The 25,101-nt window shown below is 73.0% G+C and carries 22 protein-coding genes; 18 read left to right on the top strand and 4 right to left on the bottom strand.

Translation table 11 applies throughout. The features are described from left to right. The first annotated feature begins 16 nt into the window (after positions 1–16). The 5 genes from ACVW07_RS14015 to ACVW07_RS13995 all read left to right on the top strand — a co-directional run bounded on the left by ACVW07_RS14015 (position 17) and on the right by ACVW07_RS13995 (position 6,445). Complete coding sequence (locus ACVW07_RS14015; RefSeq protein ID WP_456819848.1) at positions 17–1,102, top strand: hypothetical protein; 1,086 nt, start codon at positions 17–19, stop codon at positions 1,100–1,102. A gap of 210 nt (positions 1,103–1,312) precedes the next feature. Further along, positions 1,313–2,191: a helix-turn-helix transcriptional regulator gene (locus ACVW07_RS14010; RefSeq protein WP_456819847.1), complete on the top strand. Its 879-nt coding sequence runs from the start codon at positions 1,313–1,315 to the stop codon at positions 2,189–2,191. Positions 2,192–2,257: 66 nt separating this feature from the next. Continuing rightward, positions 2,258–5,554: an FG-GAP-like repeat-containing protein gene (locus tag ACVW07_RS14005; protein WP_456819846.1), complete on the top strand. Its 3,297-nt coding sequence runs from the start codon at positions 2,258–2,260 to the stop codon at positions 5,552–5,554. Positions 5,555–5,669: 115 nt separating this feature from the next. Beyond that, positions 5,670–6,029, top strand: coding sequence for a VOC family protein (locus ACVW07_RS14000; RefSeq protein WP_456819845.1), 360 nt, complete (start codon positions 5,670–5,672; stop codon positions 6,027–6,029). Between the two features lie 83 nt (positions 6,030–6,112). Beyond that, positions 6,113–6,445 (top strand): hypothetical protein, encoded by a 333-nt coding sequence (locus ACVW07_RS13995; RefSeq protein WP_456819844.1) that lies wholly within the window; start codon positions 6,113–6,115, stop codon positions 6,443–6,445. Between the two features lie 49 nt (positions 6,446–6,494). Here ACVW07_RS13995 and ACVW07_RS13990 read toward each other — a convergent pair whose 3' ends face one another. Further along, complete coding sequence (locus ACVW07_RS13990; RefSeq protein ID WP_456819843.1) at positions 6,495–7,376, bottom strand: hypothetical protein; 882 nt, start codon at positions 7,374–7,376, stop codon at positions 6,495–6,497. Between the two features lie 299 nt (positions 7,377–7,675). Between ACVW07_RS13990 and ACVW07_RS13985 the strand changes: the two genes are divergently transcribed. Next, positions 7,676–8,989, top strand: a complete 1,314-nt coding sequence (locus ACVW07_RS13985) for a cellulose binding domain-containing protein (RefSeq protein WP_456819842.1) — start codon at positions 7,676–7,678, stop codon at positions 8,987–8,989. Positions 8,990–9,210: 221 nt separating this feature from the next. Here ACVW07_RS13985 and ACVW07_RS13980 read toward each other — a convergent pair whose 3' ends face one another. Both ACVW07_RS13980 and ACVW07_RS13975 read right to left on the bottom strand, forming a co-directional pair. Then, on the bottom strand, positions 9,211–10,644 hold the full coding sequence (locus ACVW07_RS13980; RefSeq protein WP_456819841.1) for a hypothetical protein: 1,434 nt from the start codon (positions 10,642–10,644) through the stop codon (positions 9,211–9,213). Beyond that, positions 10,634–11,170, bottom strand: a complete 537-nt coding sequence (locus ACVW07_RS13975; protein WP_456819840.1) for an RNA polymerase sigma factor — start codon at positions 11,168–11,170, stop codon at positions 10,634–10,636. Before ACVW07_RS13975 ends, ACVW07_RS13980 begins: the two co-directional genes overlap by 11 nt. Positions 11,171–11,422: 252 nt before the next feature. Between ACVW07_RS13975 and ACVW07_RS13970 the strand changes: the two genes are divergently transcribed. The 6 genes from ACVW07_RS13970 to ACVW07_RS13945 all read left to right on the top strand — a co-directional run bounded on the left by ACVW07_RS13970 (position 11,423) and on the right by ACVW07_RS13945 (position 16,994). Beyond that, positions 11,423–11,989, top strand: coding sequence for a dihydrofolate reductase family protein (locus tag ACVW07_RS13970; RefSeq protein WP_456819839.1), 567 nt, complete (start codon positions 11,423–11,425; stop codon positions 11,987–11,989). A 165-nt stretch (positions 11,990–12,154) separates the two neighbouring features. After that, positions 12,155–12,985, top strand: coding sequence for a CPBP family intramembrane glutamic endopeptidase (locus ACVW07_RS13965; RefSeq protein ID WP_456819838.1), 831 nt, complete (start codon positions 12,155–12,157; stop codon positions 12,983–12,985). Between the two features lie 2 nt (positions 12,986–12,987). After that, positions 12,988–14,142: a sensor histidine kinase gene (locus tag ACVW07_RS13960; protein WP_456819837.1), complete on the top strand. Its 1,155-nt coding sequence runs from the start codon at positions 12,988–12,990 to the stop codon at positions 14,140–14,142. Then, a complete protein-coding gene (locus ACVW07_RS13955) occupies positions 14,139–14,798 on the top strand; it encodes a response regulator (RefSeq protein ID WP_456819836.1) in 660 nt (219 codons plus the stop codon). Before ACVW07_RS13960 ends, ACVW07_RS13955 begins: the two co-directional genes overlap by 4 nt. Positions 14,799–14,950: 152 nt before the next feature. After that, complete coding sequence (locus tag ACVW07_RS13950) at positions 14,951–16,003, top strand: hypothetical protein (protein ID WP_456819835.1); 1,053 nt, start codon at positions 14,951–14,953, stop codon at positions 16,001–16,003. A 166-nt stretch (positions 16,004–16,169) separates the two neighbouring features. After that, a complete protein-coding gene (locus tag ACVW07_RS13945) occupies positions 16,170–16,994 on the top strand; it encodes an SGNH/GDSL hydrolase family protein (protein WP_456819834.1) in 825 nt (274 codons plus the stop codon). A gap of 24 nt (positions 16,995–17,018) precedes the next feature. Here the strand turns inward: ACVW07_RS13945 and ACVW07_RS13940 are convergent, their stop codons facing one another. Further along, positions 17,019–17,756 (bottom strand): SDR family NAD(P)-dependent oxidoreductase, encoded by a 738-nt coding sequence (locus ACVW07_RS13940; RefSeq protein ID WP_456819833.1) that lies wholly within the window; start codon positions 17,754–17,756, stop codon positions 17,019–17,021. A 103-nt stretch (positions 17,757–17,859) separates the two neighbouring features. Between ACVW07_RS13940 and ACVW07_RS13935 the strand changes: the two genes are divergently transcribed. The 6 genes from ACVW07_RS13935 (at position 17,860) to ACVW07_RS13910 (ending at position 25,082) form a co-directional block, all read left to right on the top strand. After that, entirely contained in the window at positions 17,860–18,723 is an 864-nt protein-coding gene (locus tag ACVW07_RS13935) for a LysR family transcriptional regulator (protein WP_456819832.1), read from the top strand. 155 nt (positions 18,724–18,878) lie between these two features. Then, positions 18,879–19,568, top strand: a complete 690-nt coding sequence (locus ACVW07_RS13930) for a 4a-hydroxytetrahydrobiopterin dehydratase (RefSeq protein WP_456819831.1) — start codon at positions 18,879–18,881, stop codon at positions 19,566–19,568. A 132-nt stretch (positions 19,569–19,700) separates the two neighbouring features. Continuing rightward, positions 19,701–20,057 (top strand): hypothetical protein, encoded by a 357-nt coding sequence (locus tag ACVW07_RS13925; protein WP_456819830.1) that lies wholly within the window; start codon positions 19,701–19,703, stop codon positions 20,055–20,057. Between the two features lie 89 nt (positions 20,058–20,146). Continuing rightward, the gene (gene yidC, locus ACVW07_RS13920) at positions 20,147–20,929 is read left to right on the top strand and encodes a membrane protein insertase YidC (protein ID WP_456819829.1); all 783 of its coding nucleotides are present in this window, start codon (positions 20,147–20,149) and stop codon (positions 20,927–20,929) included. Positions 20,930–21,163: 234 nt separating this feature from the next. Continuing rightward, positions 21,164–22,135 (top strand): pentapeptide repeat-containing protein, encoded by a 972-nt coding sequence (locus tag ACVW07_RS13915; RefSeq protein WP_456819828.1) that lies wholly within the window; start codon positions 21,164–21,166, stop codon positions 22,133–22,135. A gap of 226 nt (positions 22,136–22,361) precedes the next feature. Further along, positions 22,362–25,082, top strand: a complete 2,721-nt coding sequence (locus ACVW07_RS13910; protein WP_456819827.1) for a glycoside hydrolase family 9 protein — start codon at positions 22,362–22,364, stop codon at positions 25,080–25,082. The last annotated feature ends 19 nt before the right edge of the window (positions 25,083–25,101 follow it).

Below are 25,101 nucleotides of genomic sequence, written 5' to 3'. Positions count from 1 at the left end.
ACCTAGGAGGACCCCTGTGCGCACTCGCACACTGACCGGGCTCGCGCTCGGTCTTTCACTCACCGTCGCCCTGACGGGCGTCGGCGCCGTGGCTGCCTCGGCCACCCCCCACTCCTCGCACGGCGCGCTCCTCCCGTCGTCGTCCTGGGACACCGCCGCAGCGGCGCCCGACGCGTCGGCGGACGGGACGCAGGCCGCCATGTCGGCCACGGTCGACCGCACCGTCAAGGGCCTCGACTGGCCCGCGTTCCGGAGCGTCAACCTCGCCCGCCTCTCCGGCGGACACGAGCCGGTCAGCCGCCGCGCAGAGCTCGACTCCGTCGCCGGGGACTGGGCCAGCCGGCAGGCGGAGCTGGGCTGGACCCAGAACGACGAGGGCGAACCCCAGCAGGACCCGGACCTCGAGTCGAAGGTGCCGGCCGGTTCGCTGGACGGCACGTCGGGCCTCGTCTACTGGTGGGGCACCTGGGAGGACGGGTCGCCCGTCACCCAGGCCGACTTCCTGGACGAGGTGGCGTTCTGGCTGGACGAGTGGGAGTACGAGGGCTGGGCCCCGAACATGACCGATGCGGGCGTCGCGATCGCGCACTCCGACTACGGCTGGGTCGCCAACATCGTCCTGGTCCAGTACCCCCACAGCACCGCCGCGGCGGATGAGATGCCCCTCTACCGCTTCTACGTGCCGAGCACGGGGACGCACTTCTACTCGACCTCGGACGGCGAGCGCAACACCGTCATCGGCTACCCCGAGTACCTGTACGAGGGCCGGGTGGCCTACATCAAGTCGCCCTACGCGACCTCGTCCACCACGCCGCTGTCCGACCTGAACCGCTTCCAGCTCAAGGGCACCGCCTCGCACTTCTACACGGCGAACACCGTCGAGTACGCGCAGGTCGTGGGCTTCCCGCAGTACCAGCTCAACGGGATCGCCGGTCGCGTCTTCTCCGCGAACGGCCCCGGCCTGAGCGCCATGCACCGGTTCTACCGGCCCGCGTCCGGCACGCACTTCTACTCGGCCAACCCGGACGAGATCGCCCTCGTCAAGACCATGCCGGAGTACCAGTACGAGGGTCCCGCGTTCTACCTGCGCCTCGCGAACTGACGTCCGGGCCCGACGGTACGCCGACGTCGTAGCTCACGACTGTCGGCGGACCACGTCACCCCTGGTCAGGCCCGGGTGTGATGGTGCAACGCTTCTCGCGCCGTCACACCCGGGCTGGCGACGGCCGGCCCGCGCGCCGGACGCCCACCGCCGTGCCTGGGCATGACGGGACCACCCAGATCCGCCTGATTCCCCCTTACGGTCGCACACATGACCCGTGACCGAGCTCAGCTGGCGGCGTTCCTGCGCTCGCGCCGGGACCGGCTCACGCCCCAGCAGGCAGGCATCAGCCCGGTGCCCGGTGAGCGCCGGGTACCCGGTCTGCGCCGCGAGGAGCTCGCCATGCTCGCCGGTGTCAGCGCCGACTACTACAGCCGCCTGGAGCAGGGCCGCCAGGCCAACATCTCCCGCGAGGTGCTCGATGCCCTGGCCAGGGCGCTGCGCCTGGACGAGGTCGAACGTGCCCACCTCGACGACCTCGCCGCACCCGGGGCGGCGCACCCGCTGCGCGCGACCGCCTACCGGCCGCAGCGGCCGGATCCTGGTCTGCTGCGCGTGATCAGCATGCTCGACCACCTGCCCGCCCTCGTGATCGGACGACGCGGGATCGTGCTGGCCCGCAACGCCTTGTTCTGCGCCGTCTACGGGCACCCGATGGAGCCGGGCACGTCCTACACGCGCTACCTGCTGCTCGACCCGGACGCACGCGAACGGATCGTCGACTGGGCCGCTTGTGCCCGCGCAGCCGTCGCCGGGCTGCGACGCGAGGCCGCGCGGTACCCGCAGGACCGCCGCCTGGAGCACCAGATCGACGAGCTGCGCCGAGCCGACCCGGACGTCGCACGCTGGTGGGACGACCATCGCGTCAGCGAGTACTCCTCGGCCCCACGCCGCATCCGGCACCCGGTCGCGGGCGACCTCGTCTTCGACGTCGAGCTGCTCGTCGCCCCGCAGGAGACCGACCAGCACCTCGTGCTCTACACCGTCGAGCCGCACTCCCGGACGGCGCGCACCTTGCCGCTGCTCGCCGCCTGGGGCGCGGAGCCCGCCGCGTCCGTCGTGATCACCGAGCAGACCCGCGAGCCGTGACCAGCGCAAGCGCACCCATCCCGTGTCGCCCCCGTCGGCGACTGCCGGTCCCAGCTCAGGAGTGACATGAGATCTCCCCTCGCTCACCCGTCCCTCGGCGGCGCGACGCACCCCGGTGCCCGGTCTCCGGCGAACCGCCGACGGGTCGTGGGTCTCACGCCGACGTGGATGCCGGCCGTGGCCATGGGGATGGTGCTGTGCCTGCTCGCAGCCGTCCTGGTCGCGCTGCACGCCGCGCCCGCTGCGGCTGAGGACCGGCCGCTGTCCAGCACGCCGTTGGTCACCTGGAACATGCGGGGCGCCAACGAGGACGAGGCGGACACCAACAAGTGGTTCAACAACGTTCGCGGGTGGGCGCGGCAGTACCCGATCGTCCTGCTGCAGGAGGCGGGCGCCACTCCGGCGTCCTCGTCCACCCAGCTGACGGGCCTGACCCGCACGACCGTGTCCAGGAACGGCACCATCACCGCCCACCAGATCCAGCGCTACAGCTGGAACGTCGGGACGGAGAACACCGCACCGGCGTACCGCACGGTGTACTTCGTGCTCACCCAGAACGGTCGGGGTGGCCGGGTCAACATCGCCGTCGTCGTCGACCGCGAGCCCGACGAGGTGAACGTGGTGGAGAACCCGATCGACGCGGGCCGCATCGCCCTCGGCGTCCGGTACGGCGCGCACTGGTACTTCACCGTCCATGCCCTCTCCGGTGGCGGCGGCGACGCCGGCCTCCTGCTCGACGAGATCGACAGCGAGGTGCTCCGCTGGGGCGAGGACCGAGGGGTCGACTACCGGTGGACGGTGGGCGGGGACTTCAACGTCGAACCGCAGGTCCTCGTCGACCGCGACTACTTCCCGCCCCTGGCCGGCATGATCGCCACGGACGTGAACACTCCGACCCACGACAGCGGGAACCGGTACGACTACTTCGTCACCAACGAGCGCAACACCGACCTCGGCGACGCCTACGTGCTCGGCGGCCCACCCTCCGACCATCGCCCCGTGGGCATCGGGCGGCAGCGGGCCGCTGCCGAGCCGCCGTCCGGGCTCCGGCTGATGCCCCTGGGCGACTCGATCACCGAGGGCTACGGCAGCAGCAACGAGTCCGGCTACCGCGACAAGATGCAGGACGACCTCGGCAAGGTCACGTTCGGCCAGCTGCTCGGCACCCTGGCGGCCACGCTCGTCTTCGCGTCGATCCTCAAGCGGGACCTGGTCGGCAGCCGGAACCACGGTCGCGACATTCCCGACACCGACCACGAAGGGTGGCCCGGGTACACGATCGACCAGATCTCCCAGAAGGCGTCGACCGCCGTACCGTCGAAGCGCCCGAACGTCGTGACGTTGCTCGCCGGCACCAACGACATGGTGGGCAACGTCGACGTGGCGAGCGCCCCTGCCCGGCTGAGCGCGCTGATCGACCGGACCTTCGCCGGGTCGCCCGGCGTGGCCATCGTGGTCGGTACCCTCCCGCCGGCGCAGGACCCGAGCGTCCAGGCCCGGATCACCGCGTACAACGCGGCGATCAGGACGATGCTCGACGACCGGATCAACCGGGGCGACCACCTGGTCCGGGTGGATCTCGACGCGGTCACCCTCGGCGACCTGGCCGACGGGCTGCACCCGAACGACGAGGGCTACCGCAAGATCGCCGACGCCTTTGCGGGAGGCGTCCAGACCGCCCTCGTCATGGGCTGGGTGGGGGAACCCGGGACGCCGTCCACCCCCGGCGGACCGGTGCGGGGCTGGGCACCGCAGGGCGTCGTGGCGAGCGGCACCATGGCGCCCGGCGCGTACCCCGGTGGCCTGGCCCTCGGCAGCGGTGACGAGGTGCACTTCGCCGACCTCGACGGCGACGGCCGCGCCGACTACCTCGTCACCCACCCGGACCAGACGGTGGAGCAGTGGACCAACGGCGGCGTCAACAACGACGGCACCGTGACCTGGCACTCGCACCGCACCGTGAGCACCCCCGCGTGGGACGTGCGCCCCGTGTGGCGGTTCGCCGACTTCGACGTCGACGGCAAGGCCGAGATGATCAAGTACGACCCCGACCACGGGGACATCGCGACCTACAAGGCCGACGGCACCGCCACGTCGTACCTGCCGAGCCGCGGCATCGCCGGCCGGCACTACTTCGCCGACATCGACGACCCCGGCCCGGCCGACTGGCTGACCGTCGCCGACGACAGCTCGGTCACCGCACGGCTGTACGTCAGAGGCAGCGTGGGCCCGGTACTGAAGATCGCCCCGGGCGTCGGGGTCCCCGGCGACCGGGTCCGGTTCGCCGACATGGACGCCAACGGCACCGCCGACTACCTCGTGGTCAACCCCGACAGCTCGGTGCGGGCGTGGCTCAACGCCGGCTTCAAGCCGTCGGGCGGCGAGGAGCTGGCCTGGCGCGAGGAGGGCACGGTCGCGACCGGCGTCGGCGTGTCCGGCGACCGTATCCAGTTCGCCGACATCGACGGCGACGGGCGGGCCGACTACCTCGACGTCGACCCGACCACCGGCAACACCCGGATGTGGCGCAGCACCGGCGTCTGGCAGTGGGAGCCCCGCGGTTCCATCACCACCGGCAGCGCCAGCCGGGTCGTGTACGCGGACCTCGACGCCAACGGGTCGGCCGACTACCTGCAGGTCAACGCGAACGGCTCGGTGCAGGCCTGGCTGAACGGCGGCCGCAACCCGTCGGGCGGCGATGAGTGGATCTGGCGCCCGCAGGGCACGATCGCCAGCGGGGTGGGCGCGCCCGGCAGCAGGGTGCGCTTCACCGACCTCGACCGCAACGGCCTCGCCGACTACCTCGTGGTCAACCCCGACAGCTCGGTGCAGGCGTGGCTGAACGGCGGCCGCAACGGGTCGGGCGGCGAGGAGTGGATCTGGCGCCCGCAGGGCACCATCGCCAGCGGGGTGGGCGCGCGCGGGGACGAGGTCCGGTTCGCCGACCTCGACTCCGACGGCCTGGCCGACTACTGGCGGGTGAACGACAACAGCTCGGTCCAGGCGTGGCTCAACGGCGGCATCAAACCCACCGGCGGCGACTGGTCCTGGACGCCGCAGGACACCATCGCCAGCGGCGTCGGCGCTCCCGGCAGCCAGATCCGGATCGCCGACCTGACCGGCGACCGCCGACCCGACTACCTGGTGCTGCACGACGACAGCTCCGTCGACATGTGGACCAACGGCGGCCCGAGGCCCGGAGGCGGCGAGTGGATCTGGCAGCCCCAGGGCCAGGTCGCCTCCGGGGTCGGCGTGCCGGGCAGCCAGGTCCAGCTCGCCGACCTCGACGGCGACGGGCGCGACGACTACCTCGACGTGGACCCCCACACCGGTGCGACCCGGGCGTGGATCAACACGCCCTGACCTCGGCCGCGCTCTCCTGCCGCCGTCTGGCACCGCGTGGCCGCCTCGACGTCGGCGACCCCCTCACTGGACCCGGTGCCCCGGCGGCCGCGATCATCGAGCCGAGGTGATGCTCATGACCACCCTGCGTCACGGCAAGATCTGCCACGTCGAGCTGCCGGCAGACGATCCGCAGAAGGCGGCCGAGTTCTACGCCCGCGTCTTCGACTGGAAGGTGCGTGCCGAGCACGGCACCTACTTCTTCGAGGACTCGACCGACGAGGTCAGCGGCCACTGGGTCCCCCACCGGGACGCGGCCGCGCTCGGGGTCCTGGTGTACGTCTGGGTCGACGACCTCGAGGCGGCGGTCGGGCGCGTGATGGCCGAGGGCTGCGAGATCGTCCAGCCGGTGGGCGGGGACCCGGGTGAGCTGACCGCTCGATTCCGCGATCCGGGAGGGAACGTCGTCGGCCTGTACCAGGAGCCGCCGGCCTGAGCGTCGGCGACGGCCTGTGGTCGGGGAGCGCCGGTCGGTGACCGGCTCTCACGTCGCGGGCCGCGCGCGCCGACATAGTCCGTATGCGTCGCTACCCGGCACTGCATCTTCTCTGGTCGCTGCCGATCACCTGCGCCGCGGGGTTCGCCGCGTGGCTCGTCGCGGACCTCGCGCTGTGCGGCATCAGCGGGTGCACCGGCGGTGGGTTCGGTGTCGATGACGCCGACCGCCTGTACGTCCTCCCCTTTCTGCTCGCGTCCGCGCTCGTCGCGCCCGTGCCGGTCGCGGTCGTCCCGTGGACGACCCGCGGTCGCCGCGTGGCGGTCTACCTCGCAGTCGCGTTCGGCATCTTCGCCCTCACCGGCGTGCGCATGCTGTGGATCTTGTCGAACGCGGCCGCTCCGGCGAGCTCCTGAAGCGGACGTCCCCGACCACCTCGTCCCCACACCCACTGCCGACGGCGCGTCAGCGACGCAGCCGCACCTCGGCGTCCAGGACGTCCGTGACGACGACGCCGGACGCGTCGTCGGTCGCCTGCGCCGTCGCGTCGAGCTGCGCCAGTCCGCGGCCGAACGGGACGCTCCCGGCGGGGACCACGGTCGCCGTCCAGGTCGTGGCGGTGGGCCCGCACGCGACGTCCTCGAGGGACCAGGAGCCGGTGGCCAGCTTGCCGCGGGAGATGCGCTGCGCGAGGGTGCCCGCGAGGTCCACCTGGGTCTCGCGGCTGCACGTGAGCGTGCCGGTCAGCTCGGCGCGGCCGGACACCCGCGAGACCGTGCCGGAGGTCACCTCGGCGTCGACGGTCAGCTCGACCGGCGCCACCTCGTCCGCGATGACGACCCGACCGGTCGCGACGGACGTGGTGCTGTTCTCGCAGTGCTGCTCGAAGGTGGCCTCGAACTGCTCGACCGACCCGTCGGGGTTGAAGTCGGCGGCGAGCACCGTGAACGACCCGCTCAGCTCGTTGCAGCCGCGGCCGTCACCCGACAGGCTGAGCCCGGGCTCCTCGGACTCCTGGAACGGGTAGCGGGTCGCGCCGTCGTAGGTGACCCCTGCGGTCAGGCTCTCGCCCGCCGGCGCCGCGAAGTCGAGGTACCACCGGGTGTCGCCGTCGATGCCGAGGTTGAGCCGGTTGCCGTCGGCCGATGCCGTGGCCGTGATCGTGGCGTCGCTCGTGTCGTAGGACCAGGCACGGTCCTGCGTGATGTAGTCGCCCCCGCTCCCGGAGAAGTCGACGGTGCTGCCCGCACCGACGGGCGCGGCGGAGGCGGGAGCCGCGCCGGCGAGACCGGCCGTGAGGACGGCTGCCAGGACGATCGGTAGACGCAACGAGGACAAGCCCGACATGGACGAACGCATAGGTAGAGCCCCCTGACCGTGGGGCGCGCCCCGGGTGGGCGGCCACCGCGGAAGGCTAGTGGAGGTGCTGCGACCGCGCATCGGCTCTGGGGGGCCGCCGGATCGTCGGCCGTGGTCAGAGGCCGCCGGAGGTCCGCGACGCGGGTCGGCGTAAACGATTCGTCCCCGAGGAAAGACGCGACCGCCCCCACGCGACCCCGACACCGAGGTGCACACTCGGGGCGATCCGTCGCCCACCGGGAGGAACCGTCATGTCCGCGCAAGGGAAAGTCCGTCCGTGGAGTCGTGTGCTCGCCGTGCTGCTGGCGGGCGCGGCGCTCGTCGTCGCGCAGGTGCCTGCGCACGCCCTGACCCCCGGCGGTGAGCCCGCGCCGGTGACCGGCAGCGCGACGTGGTTCGACAACCTCGGCGCACCGTACGGGGGCTGCGGACTGCCGCAGGACCAGCTCGAGACCCAGAACTGGATCGCGCTGAACGTCTTCAACACGCCGCGTGACTACGCGATGTACTCGCGGCCGATGGCCGCGAACGACCCCAAGGTCGGCATGTGGAACAACGGCCTCAACTGCGGCCGCTGGGTGCGGGTGTCGATCTCCGACTACTGCACCGGCATCAACGACGGCGCCGCCGGGCAGGCGTTCTGCCGCAACGGCGCGTGGGTGCAGGACAAGTACAACGGCGCGACGCTCGACATGCTCGTCGCCGACAGCTGTGGTGACCCCAACGCGTGGTGCCGTGACGACCCGTACCACATCGACCTGGCTCACCAGGCCATCAACCTGTTCCAGAAGAACGGCACCGCGGTCGGTGACCTCGAGCCCGCGCACTGGGGCAACCGCAAGGTGACGTGGGAGTTCATCAAGGCGCCGAACTACTCCGGCGACATCGAGATCGGGTTCATCCAGGGCTCGGAGAAGTGGTGGGCCGGGGTCTCCATCAACCACCTGCCCAACGGCATCCACGGCGTCGAGCACTTCACCGACGGCGCGTGGGTGACGACCCCGATGAACATCGACATGGGGCAGTCGTACCTGGTCAAGCCGACCACCGCGGGCGGCACGGACTACCGGATCAGGGTCAAGGACGTCACCGGCGCGTACCTCTTCGGCGGTCGGGAGTACTCCTTCTCGTTGCCCTCGTCCTGCGGCGGCAAGTGCTCGGCGGCACGGACGGTCGTCACGTACAAGACGGCGGGCGGGGACGGCTCGACGCCCACCCCGACGCCGACGCCCACCGTCACGCCGACGCCCACGCCCACGCCCACCGTCACTCCGACCCCGACCCCGACCCCGACGCCCACCCCGACGCCGACCGGCGGTTCGTCCGTGTGCACCGCCACCTACCGCACCGTCAGCGCGTGGCAGGGCGGCTACCAGGGCGAGGTCACGGTCACGGCCGGCAAGTCGGCGATCACCTCGTGGAACGTGACCCTCCCTGGCGCGTCCGTGAGCTCCACGTGGAACGGGGTCGCGACGGGCTCCGGCGCGACACTGACCGTGCGGAACGCGCAGTACAACGGCAGCGTCGCCGCCGGCGGATCGACGAGCTTCGGCTTCCTCGGCAGCGGGTCGCCCAGCACGTCGAGCCCGACCTGCTCCTGACCCGCTCGATCCCGGAGAGCGGGCCGTCACGGCGCTGAGCCGCCGTTCCGCTCTGCCGTGGTCCATGCGTGGGTGACGCGAGAGGCCGCTCCCTCAGGAGCGGCCTCTCGCCTTGCACCATTCACCCGGCCACGCCGTCATCCAGGGTGAGCCGCGCGCGGCCCCGACGAGCGATCGTCGGGGCCGCGCTCACACGGTGTGCACCACCGGTGGGCGGTGGATCATCGCGAGACGACCACCTTGCCGATGCCCGGACCGTCCGGGTCCGTGAGAGGCCTCGTCAGAAGGACGGTCGCCTGGCCCGTGGCCGGGTCGTGCCGGGTGACGGACCGCGTGACTGCATCGGAGCCGCACTCGGACTCCCCGGTGTAGAGGAACCCGTCGACCGCCCCGATCGCGGACGTGGACCCGTCGCCCGCGGACGGGACCGGCGCCGTCGCCCGACCCTCGCCGTCGAACCACACGACCCCGGGACAACGAGCACCGGGCCAACCACGGCCTTCCCCGGCCCACGCCGCGAACACCCCGTCCGCGACCCGCACGGCGTTCGCCGGGTACGGCTCGCCGTCGTCGTACTCCCGCGTGGACACCACCACGGGGTCCCCGCCCGAGACGTCGACGACCACTGCGGTCTCGACCACCGACTGGTCCTCGCCCAAGGAGACGCAGTTGACCAGCAGGCGTGTCGCGCTGAACCAGACCCCGGAACCGCACTGGTCGCCCGCCGGCCGCTCCACGCTCATCGGCGCGCCGAGCGTCTCGGACGTCAGGTCGAGCACTCCGGGGCCCTGCCCCGTGCTGACCGCCGCGTACCGGCCGGAGGGGTCGACCGCAAGGACGTCCGTGTCGTCGTTCTCGCCGCCGGGCCCCACCTGCCGAGCCTCCCCCGACGCCGGGACCACCCACACGCCGCCGAGCGGGAACGCACCCGGCGACCTCTCCCAGACCTCGGTGCCGTCGGGCGTCACGTCGACGAGCTGCATCTGCTCCGGAAGGCCGCGGTCGTCCTCCGTGACGACTCCGGTGAGCAGGTCGAGGCGGCCACGGTGCTGCCACTCACCCAGGCCGCTCACCACGGCGTAGGACGCACCCACGGGCCATCGTTCCAGGGTGAACGCGACCTTGGACCGAGGGCCGACGGCGGACGGGTCGGGAGCAGCCGCGCGGTAGACGTCGCCGGTCGGCGACGACACGAAGATCGCGGTGCCCTCCGCCGGGACGAAATCGGACTCGTCCGTCCCGGGCAGGTCGAGCTCGCTGACGACCCATCCGGCACCTGCGGTCGCCAGCACGTCGGCGGTCAGTGGCCGGTAGGGCGGCAGGCCGGGCTCCTCGATCAGCGGCACCGGCGGCGTCGACGGCACGGCCGTCGCGGTCGGTGTGGTCGACGGGTGCGGGCTGGTCGAGACGTGCGGGCTGGGCGTCACCGCCGGGTCCACGTGCGGTCGGGCCAGGTTGCCCGCCAGCACCACCGCGACCCCCAGGGCGGCGACCGCCGCGACGCCGAGCACCGTCTGCTGGGAGTGCCGGACCCGGCGACGGTGCCGCACACCGGCCAGGGCGCGCCCCATCGGACCCTCGGTGCCCACGTGGGCGAGCGTCGCCTCGTCCGCATCCGCTGCGACACGCATCAGCTCGTACAGATCACGCTCCACGACCAACCTCCTTCACGTTCGCGAACTCCAGATCGCTCGCCGAGGTACCGAGCGCCGCGTTCAGCGCGCCGATGCCGTCAGCGGTGTACCGCTTGACCGACCCCTCCGTGAGCCCGAGGGCAACCGCGGTCTCCCGGATCGACAGGTCGTCCAGGAACCGCAACGCCACACAGGCCCTCGCACGCGGCGGCAAGGCCGCCAACGCGCCGACCACGTCGCGCGACAACCCCTGCGGCTCCACCAGCACGGCCGGCGCCGCGTGTCCGGCCAGCCGCGACCGCGCACCCCACTCACGCCGCGCAGTTCTCGCGCGGTCCACCGACCTGGTCGTGATCGCCCGGCGGACGTACGCCTCGGCCTCGTTCACCGAGCCGAACCGCGCCCGTCCCGAGAACGAGGCCACCAAGGCCTCCTGGACCAGATCCTCCGCATCCTGACGCGACCCCGTCAGGAACGTCGCGCGCGACAACAGCCGCGCGTACCGCTCCTGTACGAGCTGCTCGAGCATCGGCTCCCACCGAGCCATCAGCACACCCACCTCTCCATCGGTCAACGCCCACAAGAACGGCGCAACCGCCAAAAAGGTTGGGGCACCGGCGGAAGACTGTCCCAGACCGGGTCAGTGAGGGCTCCTGGCATCCACGACGGATCATCGGCACGCACGTCGTCACGGGCGCCGGGCCGTCGTCGACGCATCGACCCGTCGCGGTCCCCCGGGCACTTGCCGGTGCCTCCGTGCCGCTGCCAACCTTGAGCTCCCGTCCGGTCGGAGGCAGTCATGGGCAAGCTGATCTACGCAGCCAACACGTCGCTCGACGGCTACCTGGAGGACGAGGACGGCTCCTTCGACTGGTCGATGCCCGACGAGGAGGTGCACGCGTTCTGGAACGAGCACGAGCGGCACATCGGCACCTCGCTGTACGGCCGCCGCATGTACGAGACGATGCGCGTCTGGGAGGACGACGAGTGGTTGACGGACGAACCGGCCGTCGTCCGGGAGTACGCGGGGATCTGGCGCGACGCCGACAAGGTCGTCTACTCCACGACGCTCGACGCGGTGTCCACGGCACGGACGACCATCGAGCGACAGTTCGACCCGGAGGCGGTCCGACGGCTCAAGGAGACGTCCGGCTCGGACCTGAGCGTCGGCGGCGCGACCCTCGGGGCTGAGGCGTTCCGGCACGGCCTCGTCGACGAGTGCGTCCTGCTGCTGGGCCCGGTGCTCGTGGGCGGCGGCAAGCCCGCGCTGCCGCGGGGCGTCCGTCTCGACCTGGAGCTGCTGGATCACCGAGCGTTCGGCAACGGCGTGATCTACGTGCGCCATGCCGTACGACGCTCCGCCTGACACCGGTGGTGGTTGACGTCGTCGCATTGACCACGGCTCGTGCCGGCATCCCCCGAGCGAGCTACAGGCCAGTGTCCACCGAGCGGTGACGCGCCGGAGGCACCCCGTTTTCTAGCGTTCCCAGGAGCCGCAGCACCCCGCCGCGGCATCTGAGGAGGGCTCGTCATGCGTCTGGTGAAGCAGCTGGGGACAGTCGGGAGCGTCGCCGTCGCCGGCGGCCTGGCGGTCGGTGCGGCCAAGGGGAGCTGGCTCCTCGCGCTCGTCCTGGGGCTGGCGACGGCAGTGCTGGCGCTGCTCGCGTACTCGTGGGTGGTGCGCAGGACCGAGCACCGCGAGCCGGTCGAGGTCGGGCTGGCCGGGGCCGGCTCGGCGCTGGTCCGAGGTCTGGGGATCGGCCTGGTGATGTTCTCGGTGGTGATCGGCGGCATCACGATCGCCGGCGGCTACGACATCACGGGCTGGGGGTCGGTCCCGGCGGCCCTGGCGTTCGCGGGTCTCACGGCCGCCGCCGCGGTGTCGGAGGAGCTGGTGTTCCGCGGCATCGTGTTCCGGCGCCTCGAGGAGCGCACCGGCACGTGGGTGGCCCTGGCGCTGACGTCCGTCCTGTTCGGCGCCGTGCACCTGGTCAACCCCGACGCCACCCTCTGGGGAGCGGTCGCCATCGCGGTCGAGGCCGGCGCGATGCTGGGTGCTGCCTACGTCGCGACACGCAGGCTGTGGCTCCCGATCGGCATCCACTTCGGCTGGAACTTCGCCGCGGGCGGCATCTTCGGCACCGTCGTCTCGGGCGCCGGCACCCCTGCGGGCCTGCTGCACGGGGTCACGTCGGGGCCTGTCCTCCTGTCCGGAGGCGCGTTCGGCCCGGAGGCGAGCCTGTTGTCCGTGCTGGCAGGACTGGCGCTGACCGCCGGCTTCCTGCGGCTGGCCCACCGGCGCGGCCGTCTGGTACCGCGGCCGCGGCGGGCGGCGCGGGCCGCATCGACCGTTACGGTCTGACCGTGATCGAGCTCCGGCGGGCGTCCGCGACGTGGCAGGGCTACGACGTCGTCGTCCGGGACCTCCCGCTCGCGGTGGCGCTCCTGCTCGGGTCGTTCGTCGGGGCTCTGCACGACCAGGGGACGCAGCTCGGCAACCTGCCGGACCGTGCCACGGACGGGGTCGCCGTCGTGGTCGTCGTGCTGCAGTGCCTGCCGCTGGCCGTCCGCCGACGGTCGCCGGCCCTCTGCCTGGCGCTGGTGTCGCTCGGCTTCGCGATCGACCAGCTCCGCGGCTACCACACGGTCGCCGGCGTCGCGCTGCTCGTCGCGCTGCTCAGTGCGGCCGCGCACCTGGAGCGCCACCGGCGTCTCACGGTCGTCGCCGCCTCTGCCGCCTACGCGGTGCTGGCACTCCTGCTCGCCCGGCTCGGGTCGTCCGAGGGCGGTTCCGGGTTCGTGACGTTCTACCTCGTGCTGACGGTCTCCTGGGGCATCGGGGCGTGGCTCCGGCAGACGAGGGTCGCCGAGGCCGAGCATCGCCGCCACGTGGCCGAGACCGCCCGTGCGGGCGAGCGCACCCGCCTCGCCGCCGAGCTGCACGACGTCGTGACCCACCACGTGACGGCGATGGTGGTGCAGGCCGAGGCGGCCCGGTACCTGACGGCCGACGCGGACCGCCTCGACCGGACCCTCACGGCCGTCACCGACACCGGGCGTCGGGCCATCAGCGACCTCCGGCACCTGCTCGACGTGCTGGACCCCGGCCACGACCCCCACCCGCGCACGCCGACCGTCGGCGAGCTCGGTGGCCTCGTCGAGCACGCCCGGCAGGCGGGCCAGCCGGTGGAGTACGTCGAGGAGGGTGTGCCGACGGCCGACGACAGCAGCGGGGCGATCGCCGCCTACCGGGTGGTGCAGGAGGCCCTCACCAACGCGCTCAAGCACGCGCACGGCAGCCGCACCGTCGTCCGCGTCCAGCACGGCCCGGACGACATCCTGGTCGAGGTCCGCACCGACGCCCCCGGCTCGCTCACCGTGTCTCCCGGGGGGAGCGGCCGGGGCCTGGCCGGGCTCCGGGACCGCGTCGGCCTGCTCGGCGGCGAGCTCACCGCGGGACGCCAGGTGGGTGGCGCGTTCGTCGTCCAGGCTCGCATCCCCGGGCCGGGTCGGCCGTGACGGCACCCGTCCGCGTCGTCGTGTGCGACGACCAGGCCCTGATCCGCACTGGCTTCGCGACGATCATCGACGCCCAGCCCGACCTCGAGGTGGTCGGCGAGTGCGGCGACGGTCGTGCCGCGGTGGACCTGGCGCGAAGGGTGCGGCCCGACGTCCTCGTGATGGACGTCCGCATGCCCGTGCTCGACGGCATCGAGGCGACCCGCCTGCTGGCCGGCTCCGGCGTGCCCGACCCCGTCAAGGTGCTCGTCGTCACGACGTTCAACCTCGACGAGTACGTGTACGAGGCGCTCCGCGCCGGTGCGAGCGGGTTCCTGCTCAAGGACGCCCCACCGGCCCAGCTGCTGAACGGCATCCGCACGGTCGCCACCGGGGCCGCTCTCCTGGCGCCCGAGGTGACCCGACAGCTCGTCGGCCGGTACGCCAGCCGGATCAGCCCGCCCGCGTCGGCGCCCGACGAGGCCCGGCTCACCCCTCGCGAGCTCGAGGTGCTCCGCCTCATCGCCGCCGGCCTGTCCAACGGCGAGATCGCCGCCACGCTCGTGCTCAGCCCGGAGACGGTCAAGACGTACGTGTCACGCATCCTCGCGAAGCTGGGCCTGCGCGACCGGGTGCAGGCCGTCGTCTACGCCTACCGGCGCGGGCTGGTGACCTGAGCGGTCGACTCCTGCGAGCGTCAGCGCTTCTCCACGTGGGCCGCGCGACGCGAGGGGCGCTCGTCGAGCGGTCGTCGGGACGGGCGGATCCGACCATCGGCCTCGGCCTTTCGGGGGAGCCGCGTCACCGGCGGCTTCGCGATGATGGCGCGATGACCTCCCCCGCAGGAACGGTTCGCCGGACCGATGTCCGGGTCTGGCCGCTCGTCCTGCTGCTGATGGTCGTCGCACCCGTGTCGGCGGAGTACCTGACGGCCTACGACCCGGAGGTGACCGGTCGGCCCTGGCAGCTGCTGGGCGGGCTCCTCGTGCTTGCACCCCTCTACGGAGGACCGGCCGTGCTGATCCGCGAGGTCGCGGCGCGCACGAGGATGCACTGGACCGGGATCCTGGCGCTCGCGGGGGCGTTCGGCGTCCTGGAGGCGGGAGTCGTCGACCAGTCGCTGTTCGCCCGGTACTACATGGAGTACGCCGACTGGGGGGACTGGATCGGACCGACCCTCGTCGCGCCGATCGGTGTGAGCGGCGCCTTCGCACTGAACTTCCTGGTCGGGCACGTCGTCTGGAGCATCGGCGCGCCGATCGCCCTGGTCGAGGCGTTCGACCGACGGCCCGGTCGGCAGCCGTGGCTGCGCGTTCCGGGCATCGCGGTGCTGACGCTGCTCTGGGTGCTGGCCTCGGTCGCCGTGTGGTCGGACAGCCGGACGTCCGGCAGCGACCCGGCCTCGGCGGCCCAGCTGGCCGGCGCCGTGACGGTGGCGGCGGTGCTCGTCGTCGTCGCCTGCACGTTCGGCCGGCGCACCCTGCCGGCACCGGCGCCCACGCGCGTGCCCTCTCCGGCCCGGGTGGGGGGTCTGGTGCTCGTCCCGGCGCTCGGCTACGGGTTCATCCCCTTCACCTGGGTCGGCGTGGCGGTCGGGGTACTCATCCTGGCGATCACCGGCGTCGTCGTCACGGCCTGGTCGCGTTCCGCCGCGTGGGGACCTCGCCACGTCGCCGGGGTCGCAGGGGCAGCGGTCGTGGCGCGGGCGATCAGCGGGTTCGCGACGGTCGCGTCGGCGAGCCCGCGCCCGGCCGGCGGCTTCGCGCAGAACACGGTCCTGCTCGTCCTGTCGGCCGCGCTGGTCCTCGCGGCGCTGCGGGCCGCCTCCCACCCGGGCCGGGCCGCAGCCGACGGGCTGAGCGAGCGCGAGGCGGGCGGCTGACAAGCGTCGGATGGCACGGTCAGGGCCAGCGACAGTGCGTCGCCGTCGTCGACGACGGCCCGCCCGCGGCCCTGCGCCTCCCGGGCCGGTGCACCGGCTCGGCCGCGCGCCGCCCGGTACGGCGTCTCGTCGGGCACGCTCCGGGCGATGTGGTTACCGTCCGGATATGAAGCGCTCGCTGCGGACGGCGAGGTCCGCCGTCGTCGTCATGGCCGCCACGCTCGCCCTCGCCGGCGCCAGTGCCAGTGCGGCCCCGGCCGCCGCCCCGCGCGTCGTCTACGACGCCCTCGGCGACTCGTACGCCTCCGGTTACGGCGTCCCGCCCTACGCCGCGTGCGGCCGCTCGCAGAGCGCCTACCCCGTGCAGCTCGACGGGCGCCACCACCTCCGGCTCGACGACTTCGTCGCCTGCGCAGGCGCCACGACGACCTCGCTGGTCAGCGGCGGCCAGCTCACCGCGCTGGGCGCCGACACCGATCTCGTGACGGTGAGCGTGGGCGGCAACGACATCGGCTGGTCGACCGCCGTCACCGCCTGTCTGGGCGGCACCGACGCCCAGTGCGCGGGTGCGGTCGCCCTTGTCGACAGCCGCATCACGAGCCAGCTGCCGCTGCTGCTCGACACCGTGTACGCCGGGATCGCCGCGGCGGCCCCGCACGCCCGCGTCGTCGTGACCGGCTACCCGCGGCTCTTCTCGACGAGGGACGGTGACTACCTCGCCGCCTCGCCGGCCGAGCTGGGTGCCCTCAACGCCGCTGCCGACAACCTCGACGCGGTGATCGCCGCCGCGGCCGCCCGTGCCGGGTTCCGGTTCGTCGACGTCCGCAAGCGCTTCGCCGGCCACGGTGCGAACTCGCCGGACCCGTGGATCCTGGGGCCGTCCGACCCCGCGGCGTTCCACCCGACGGTCGAGGGCTACGAGGCCTACACGGCCGCCGTGACCTCGGCGCTCGGTCCGGTCAAGCCGCGAGGCGGCAGGCACCACCACTGAGCGACCGACGGCGCCCGGGCCCCCTCACCAGGGCAGGGTGCCCGTGTCGTTGCGGAACGTGCCGTTCGGGCCGCCGTCGGGCAACGTGGCGAGCTCGAGGAAGACGGCGGCTCCCTGCTCGGGCGTTCGCGTCCCACGGTGGCCGTTGAGGTCGGTCGCCACGTACCCGGGGCACCCGGCGTTGACCAGGATCCCGGACCCGGCGAGCTCCTTGGCGTACTGCACCGTGACGGCGTTGAGGAACGACTTGGACGGGGAGTACGCGGCCGAGATCGGGCCGACGGCCTCGGCCTGCGCTGTCTGCAGCGCGAGCGACCCGACCGTGCTGGACACGTTGACGATGCGCGGGGACCGGCCTCGGCGCAGCATCGGGAGCATCGCGTTGGTGACCCGCAGGACGCCGACCACGTTCGTGTCGACGACCCTCAGGACCTCGTCGGCGCTGACCTTGCTCGGCTCCTGCGGCACGCCACCGGTGATGGCGGCGTTGTTGACGAGCACGTCCAGGCCACCGTGCTCCTCGAGCTGCGCGGCGGCGGCGGCGACACTGGCGTCGTCGGTCACGTCGAGCGGTACGCCGAAGACGTCGAGCCCCTCGGCCCGGAGCTTCTGCACGGCGTCCTCGCGTCGACCGGTGTCGCGCGCACCGACGCCGACGCGGAACCCGAGCCGAGCCAGCCCGGCGGCGATCTCGTAGCCGATGCCCTTGTTGGCACCCGTGACGAGCGCGGTCCTCTTGTTCGCGGTGCTGTTCTCTGTCATGCGTCGATCGTGCGACCGTGGGGGCGTCGCCCTCCAACACCGATCAGGTGGGGCCTGATACCGCGCCGGTATCGCACGAGGCCAACGGCGTACGCTGGCTGGCGTGGAGACCCGCGAGCTGCGCTACTTCGTCGCCGTCGCCGAGGAGTCGCACGTCGGGCGGGCCGCCCAGCGCCTCGGCATGGCGCAGCCTCCCTTGTCCCGGGCCATCGCCCGGCTCGAACGCCGGATCGGGACCCACCTGTTCGAGCGCTCTCCCCGCGGCATGACGCTCACCACCGCCGGCGAGACCCTGCTGCGCGAGGGCCGGTCGGCCCTGGCTGCGGTCGAGGCGGCCGAGCGGCGCACCCGCCGCGTCGCGGAAGCGGCCGGCCGGGCTCCCGTCGTGCTCACGGCGAAGGCCGGCGCGTCCAGCGAGCTGATGGTCAAGCTGCTCGACGCGTATGCCGCCGAACCCGATGCCGTCGACGTCGAGGTGGTGCTCAGCCCGCCGGGCCATCAAGGACCGATGCTGCGTGACGGGCGCGCGGACGTCGCGATCCTGCACCACCCCTTCGACGACCTCAGCGGCTTCGACGTGGACACCCTGAGGGTCGAGGGCCAGGTCCTGATCCTGCCCGCCGGCCATCCCGTGAGCCGCGCGACGTCGCTGACCGTCGCCGAGGCGAGCTCGATCCCGCACCTCCCCCTGCCGCGCTGGCCTCGGCTCGACGGCACCTACCCCGACGGGCCGGGCCCGGAGCTGCGCGACCTGACACAGGTGCTGCAGCTCGTGCGGCTGGGCCGCACCGCGATCGTGATGCCGGAGTCGGTGCGCGACGCCGTGCGCGACGGGGTGGCGGTCGTCCCCGTCTCCGACGCCGCGCAGGTCACGACCGTCATCGCCTGGCCGCCACAGAGCGTCTCGCCCGGCGTCGCCGGCCTGGTGCGCACCGCATCGCGTCTCTCGGAGACGCCGGGCGACTGAGGGCGCCGGGCGCGGAGCTGCGGTCGTCCACCGACACAGGGGGCGACACGGACGGCTCTCGCCGTGCCGCCTCCCCTGCCGCCTCGCCTGAGCGCGCCAGGAATGGGGAGACACCTCCTAGGCACACCGCGGCATCACGGATAGCGTCGTCGGGCATGGACATGCTGACGGGTGGCGAGATCGCCGAGGCCGACCTGACCGACTGGCGCCAGCTGGCTCAGGGGCTGCATGCCCGCTACCTGGTCGACGACTTCGGCGCCGGCGCCCGGTTCGTCGCCGCGGTGGGCGAGGCGGGCGACGCGCTCGGGCACCACCCGAGCGCGTCGATCGGCCACGGGTACGTCGACCTCAAGCTGATCAGCGCCGACGCCGTGTACCGGGACGGCGAAGGTACCGAGCACGTCGTCGAGTGGGTGACCCACAGGGACGTCGACCTCGCTCGACGGATCACGGAGATCGCCGCCGAGCACCACCTCGACGCCGACCCTGCCTCGGTCAGCGTCATCGAGCTCGGCCTCGACACCGCGCACCCCGGGGTGATCGCGCCGGTGTGGGCCGCCCTGCTGACCGGGAACGCCGAGGCCCAGGGTCACGGTTCCCCCAGCGACGAGGTCCGGGACGCCACCGGACGCGTGCCGAACCTGTGGTTCGGGGACGCCGACGAGGACGAGACGGCCCCCCGGCAGCGGTTCCACGTCGAGGTCTACGTGGCGCCCGAGGTCGCCGAGCAACGGGTCGCCGCCGCCGTCGCCGCGGGCGGGACCGTCGTCGACGACAGCGACGCGCCGTCGCTCACCGTGATCGCCGACCAGGACGGCAACACCGGCGTCGTCTGCGTCGCCTAGGCGGGTCTCGCTCGGTCGGTCGCTTCCCACGCCCCTGACGGCACGCAGCGGCCACGTGACGCTCGCGCGCTGAACACCGCGTGCGTATGCCGATAGCGTGACGTCAGCAGCGAACGCTTGGAGGTCAGTCACGTGCCCCAGCTCCCGCCGGTGCGGCGTGCCGACGCCACCGTGACGGGCGCGTGTGCTGCGCGGGTGGCCGCGGCCGTGCCGCTGGTGGTGGCGGTGCTGGTCGCTCTGGGCGGCGCGATGACCTCCCACCCGCAGCTCGTCCTGAGCGCAGCGGTCGGTGTCGCCGGCGCGGCCGTCGTCGCACGCCTGTACGGGCTCGTCGTGGCCGTCGCAGTCGGTGTTCTGCTCCTCACCGGACCGCTTCGGCGTCCGGACCTCCTCGTGCGGCGCGGGCCGGCACGGCAGAGCGACCCCAACAGGCCGGGCCGTGCCCGACCACGTGCGCCCGGGGCATCGACGCCCCCGTGCGCCGCCTGACTCACTCCACCGGAACGACTCACCCACCTCGGTGAGCGGGCTCGCGCACGGGACTCCCGTCCCGTCCCGTCCGCCTGAGGAGTTCCGTCATGCCTGTCATCCACCTGCTCTCCGCCCTCACCTTCCCCGTTCGCTGGCTCGTCGCCTCGCTACTGGTGGGCCTGCACGACCTCGTCACCGCCCTCGGCCTGGAGCCGGCCAGCGGCGCCGCCTGGGCGTCGGCCATCGTCGGCCTCGTCGTGGTCGTCCGCGCCGTCCTCGTCCCGCTCGCCGTCCGCCAGGTGCGCGCCGCCCACGCCATGAGCGCGCTGCAGCCCGAGCTGCGCCGGATCCGGCACCGGCACCGCACCGACCCAGCGGCCGCGCGCCGTGAGCAGCAGGACGCCATGCGGTCGGCCGGGGTCAACCCGGTCGCCGGCTGCCTGCCTGCCCTGCTCCAGGCGCCGGTCCTCTACGCGCTGTACGCCACGTTGTCGGGGCTCGGCCGGCGCTCGACCATCGGTCCGCTCGGAGCGGCGTCGGTCGCCCAGGCGGGAGCGGCGACGATCTTCGGTGCGCCGCTGGGCGTCGCGGTATCCGCCGGCGGTGCGGGGAGCATGGCCGGCGGGACTCTGTTCGTGGTCCTGATGTGCGTCGCCCAGCTGTGCGCCGCGTGGCTGGCGGCCCGGAACCGTCCCCCTGTCGGCGACGACGTCCCGTTCGCGCAGCAGACCCGGTGGCTGCCGTACCTGGCACCGCTCGGGATGGCGGTCGCGGCGGTGCACCTGCCTGTGGGCGTGCTCCTCTACTGGGCCACGAGCGCCGTGTGGTCGGCCGGTCAGCAGCTCGTCGTCAACCGTGCCCTGCCGTACCCCACACTCGCAGCACCGTGACCTCGTGGTCCCTGCGACGACGAGCCGGCCCTCGCGCCCGCGGACGGGCTCAGCAGCACGGCATCGGGTCCCGTCGGGAGCGACCGGCGTCGGCACGCGGCGGCCACGGTCATCCGGCGCTCGACGGAGCGCGGGCGGATACCCTGCCGACCGTGCTCGCGGCAGCGGAGCTCCAGGTCGTCACAGTCCCCGTCGGGGCCCCCTCCCGCGCCGACCACAGTCGAGGAGGGCTCCATGGCACGGGCCGACGACCTGCGAGCCCTCCGCGCGCGCTGGTCAGGGGTGGATCGGGCCGAGATCGCGCGTCTGGTCAGCCACCTCGTCCGAGGCGTCCCGATCGTCGACGGACCGTTCGGGCACGTCGACGATCGGGTGGACCTGCGTGGATGTCCCGTGACGCCGACGTCCACGCCGGCCCAGCGCACGACGGTCGGTGCACGTGCGGAGGGCGCTGCCGACCTGCCGACCTGGTCGGGCCTCGACCTCTCGGGCGCCCACCTCGACGCGATGTCGTGGATGGAGCTGTCGGTCCGGGACTGCGTCCTCGACGATGCCGACCTGGGCGGCCTGCGCTGCTGGGGTGTCGAGGTGGCCGACACCTCCCTGCGCCGGACGAGCCTGTCCCACGGCCAGCTCGGCACCGGGCTCGAGTCGTACCACCTGCCGAGCTCGTGGACGGACGTCGACCTGCGAGGCGCGGACCTGCGCGGTGCACATGCCCAGGTCCGGTTCGAGCGCGTCGACTTCCGCAACGCCCGGTTCAGCGCGACGGACTGGGGATGGAGCGACCTCGTCGGCTGCACGTTCGCGGGCGTCGTCCACGGTCTGACCATCGGCGGGAGACGGGCCGCGGACCGGCCTCCGGGATGGACGCTGCGCGAGGTCGACCTCACCTCGGCGCGACCCCGTGACCTGGTCCTGAACGGTGTCGACCTCGGCGCTCCCGAGGTCGACGTCCGTCTGCCGGCCGACGACGAGCACTGGCGCGTCGAGGGCTGGCCGGCGTTCCTCGACCGCGTCGCGTCCGCCGTCGCCGACCTGCCGGACGGCGACGACAGGACGGTCGCCGCCATCTGGCACGAGTACGAGGTCGGGTACCTCGGCGCGCGCCAGCAGCAAGGCTTCATCGCCACGTGCGACGTCCTGAGGCTCGGCGGCCCACCGCTCCGCGAACTCCTGCGGGCCTGCCTCGCGCCCGACGCGTGACGCGCACGGCGCCGGGCGGGGACTGAGGTCGGTCCGGGCGCCTAATCGATTCCGCCTGGCCCCAGGCGTCCGTCGCGGCCGCCGGCCGCCCTACCGTGGCGCGAGCGCTCCCACGACGGCCGTGTCCAGCGCTGGGCAGAGGGCCGTGCGTGGTGGGTCGCCGTCCACCACGTCGCCCGCCCAGCAGAGGACAGCCATGTCACCGAGTACCCACCACGGAGGCCGGTTGACCCGGCGCCGCGCCGCCGGCCTGGCGGTGGCCGCCGCACTGGCGGTCTCCGGCCTCGTCGTCGCCCCGCAGGCCGCCGTCGCCGCGACCGACCCGGGCTCCCCGGTCAAGGTCAACCAGGTCGCCTACGTGCCCGGCGTCGCCAAGGTCGCGACGCTCGTGAGCACGTCCACCGCCCCGGTGGCGTGGACGCTGCGGAACGCGGCCGGCACGGTCGTCGCGTCGGGCCAGTCGACGGTCAAGGGCACCGACGCGCTGTCGGGCGACTCGACCCACCTCATCGACTTCTCGACGTTCGACACACCCGGCTCGGGCTACGTCCTGTCGGCGGCGAACGCCAGCAGCTACCCCTTCGACATCTCCGCCGACCCGGTGAAGAAGCTGCGCTACGACTCGCTCGCGTTCTTCTACCACCAGCGCAGCGGCATCGCGATCGACGCCCAGTACGTCGGCAGCACCTACGCGCGCGCGGCCGGTCACCTCGGCATCTCGCCGAACCAGGGCGACACGAGCGTCCCGTGCCGGCAGTCGTGCGGCTACAGCCTGGACGTGCGGGGCGGCTGGTACGACGCGGGCGACCAGGGCAAGTACGTCGTCAACGGCGGCATCGCGACGTGGCAGCTGCAGAACGCCTACGAGCGCACCCTCTACGTGTCGGGCGCCGACAAGACCGCGCTGGCCGACGGCACGATGGCGATCCCGGAGCGCGCCAACGGCGCGCCGGACATCCTCGACGAGGCGCGCTGGGAGGTCGAGTTCCTGCTCCGGATGCAGGTGCCGGCCGGACGGACGAACGCCGGGATGGTGCACCACAAGATCCACGACGAGAACTGGACCGCGCTGCCGACGATCCCCGCGCAGGACAGCCAGCGCCGGCTGCTGTCGCCGGTGAGCACCGCAGCGACGCTCAACATGGCCGCCGTCGCGGCGCAGGCGTCGCGGCTGTGGAAGACGCTCGACCCGACGTTCTCCGCGCGGGCGCTCACCGCGGCGCAGACGGCCTACACCGCCGCCAAGGCGAACCCGAACCGGTTCGCGTCCGCGGACGACGGCGCGGGCGGCGGCGCCTACGGCGACCCCTCCGTGACGGACGAGTTCTACTGGGCGGCCGCCGAGCTCTACGCGACGACCGGCTCCGACACGTACCGCGCCGACGTCACCGGGTCGTCGCTGTACAAGGGCGCCAGCTTCGCGCAGCGCGGGTACGACTGGGGGTGGACCGGCGGGCTCGGCGACACGACGCTCGCGTTGGTCCCGAACGGGCTGCCGGCCGCCGACGTCGCCGCCACCCGCGCGGCCGTCGTGGCGTTCGCCGACGCGGCGCTGGCCCGCGCCACCAGCCAGGCCTACCCGGCACCGAACAACCCCGGCGCCTACAACTGGGGCTCCAACGGCCAGGTCGCCAACAACGCGAACGCCCTCGCCCTCGCGTACGACTTCACGGGCCAGGCGAAGTACCGCACCGGTGTGTACGCCGCGCTCGACTACTTCCAGGGCCGCAACCCGCTCAACCAGTCCTACATCGCGGGCTACGGCGAGAAGGCCGTCCAGAACGTGCACCACCGGTTCTGGGCCCACCAGGCCGACGCGTCACTGCCCACCGCCCCGCCCGGATCGTTCTCCGGCGGCCCGAACAGTGAGCTCCAGGACCCGAAGGCGGCGGCCGCGGCCGCCGGCTGCGCACCGATGAAGTGCTACGTCGACGACATCGAGGCGTACTCGGTCAACGAGGTCGCGATCAACTGGAACTCCGCGCTGGCGTGGCTCGCGAGCTGGGCCGCCGAGCACGCGGGTGCGACCCCTGCGGTCGACACGACCCCGCCGAGCGTGCCGGGCACGCCGGTCGCGAGCACCGTCGGCGACACCTCGGTGACGCTCACGTGGTCGCCCTCCACGGACGCGGAGAGCGGGGTCGCCGGGTACGACGTCGTGCGCGTCGCCGGGGACTCCCTCGAGATCGTGGCGACGACCACCACGACGTCCGCCACGGTCACCGGCCTGCGTGCGGGCACCGCCTACACGTTCGTCGTCGTGGCCCGCAACGGCGCCAAGCTGTCCTCCACGTCGCCGTCCACCACCGTGACGACCACCGACGGCGTCCCGGTCGACCAGTCGCCGACCACGCCCGGCACCCCCGTGGTCTCGGGCATCACCCAGACGGGCGCCACGCTCACCTGGACGGCCTCGACCGACGACAAGGGCGTCGCGGGGTACGACGTCCTGCGTGTCCAGGACGGCACGTCCACGGTCGTGGCGAGCTCGACGAGCACCTCCACGACGCTCACCGGGCTCACCCCGGACACCAACCAGGTGTTCGCCGTCCGCGCCAAGGACACCGCCGGACAGCTCTCGGCGGTCTCGACGACCGTCACGTTCCGGACCCTGCCCACCGTCACCACGCCGCCCGGCGGGTGCAAGGTGACGTACTCGGCGAACTCGTGGGGCAACGGGTTCACCGCGAACATCACGCTCACGAACACCGGGTCGACCGCGTGGACGTCGTGGAAGCTGGCGTTCACCTTCCCGGGCGACCAGAAGGTCACCCAGGGCTGGAGCGCGACCTACAGCCAGTCCGGCTCGGCCGTGACCGTGGCGAACGCGGCGTGGAACGGGAACCTGGCGGCCGGCGGCTCCACGAGCATCGGCTTCAACGGCTCGTACAGCGGCACGAACTCCGCGCCGACGGGCTTCACCGTCAACGGGGCGGCCTGCGCCTGAGCCCCCGGCACGTGCGGCG

This window comes from Cellulomonas sp. URHB0016 (genome assembly GCF_054057935.1).
This window is presented reverse-complemented; position numbering and strand designations above follow the sequence as displayed.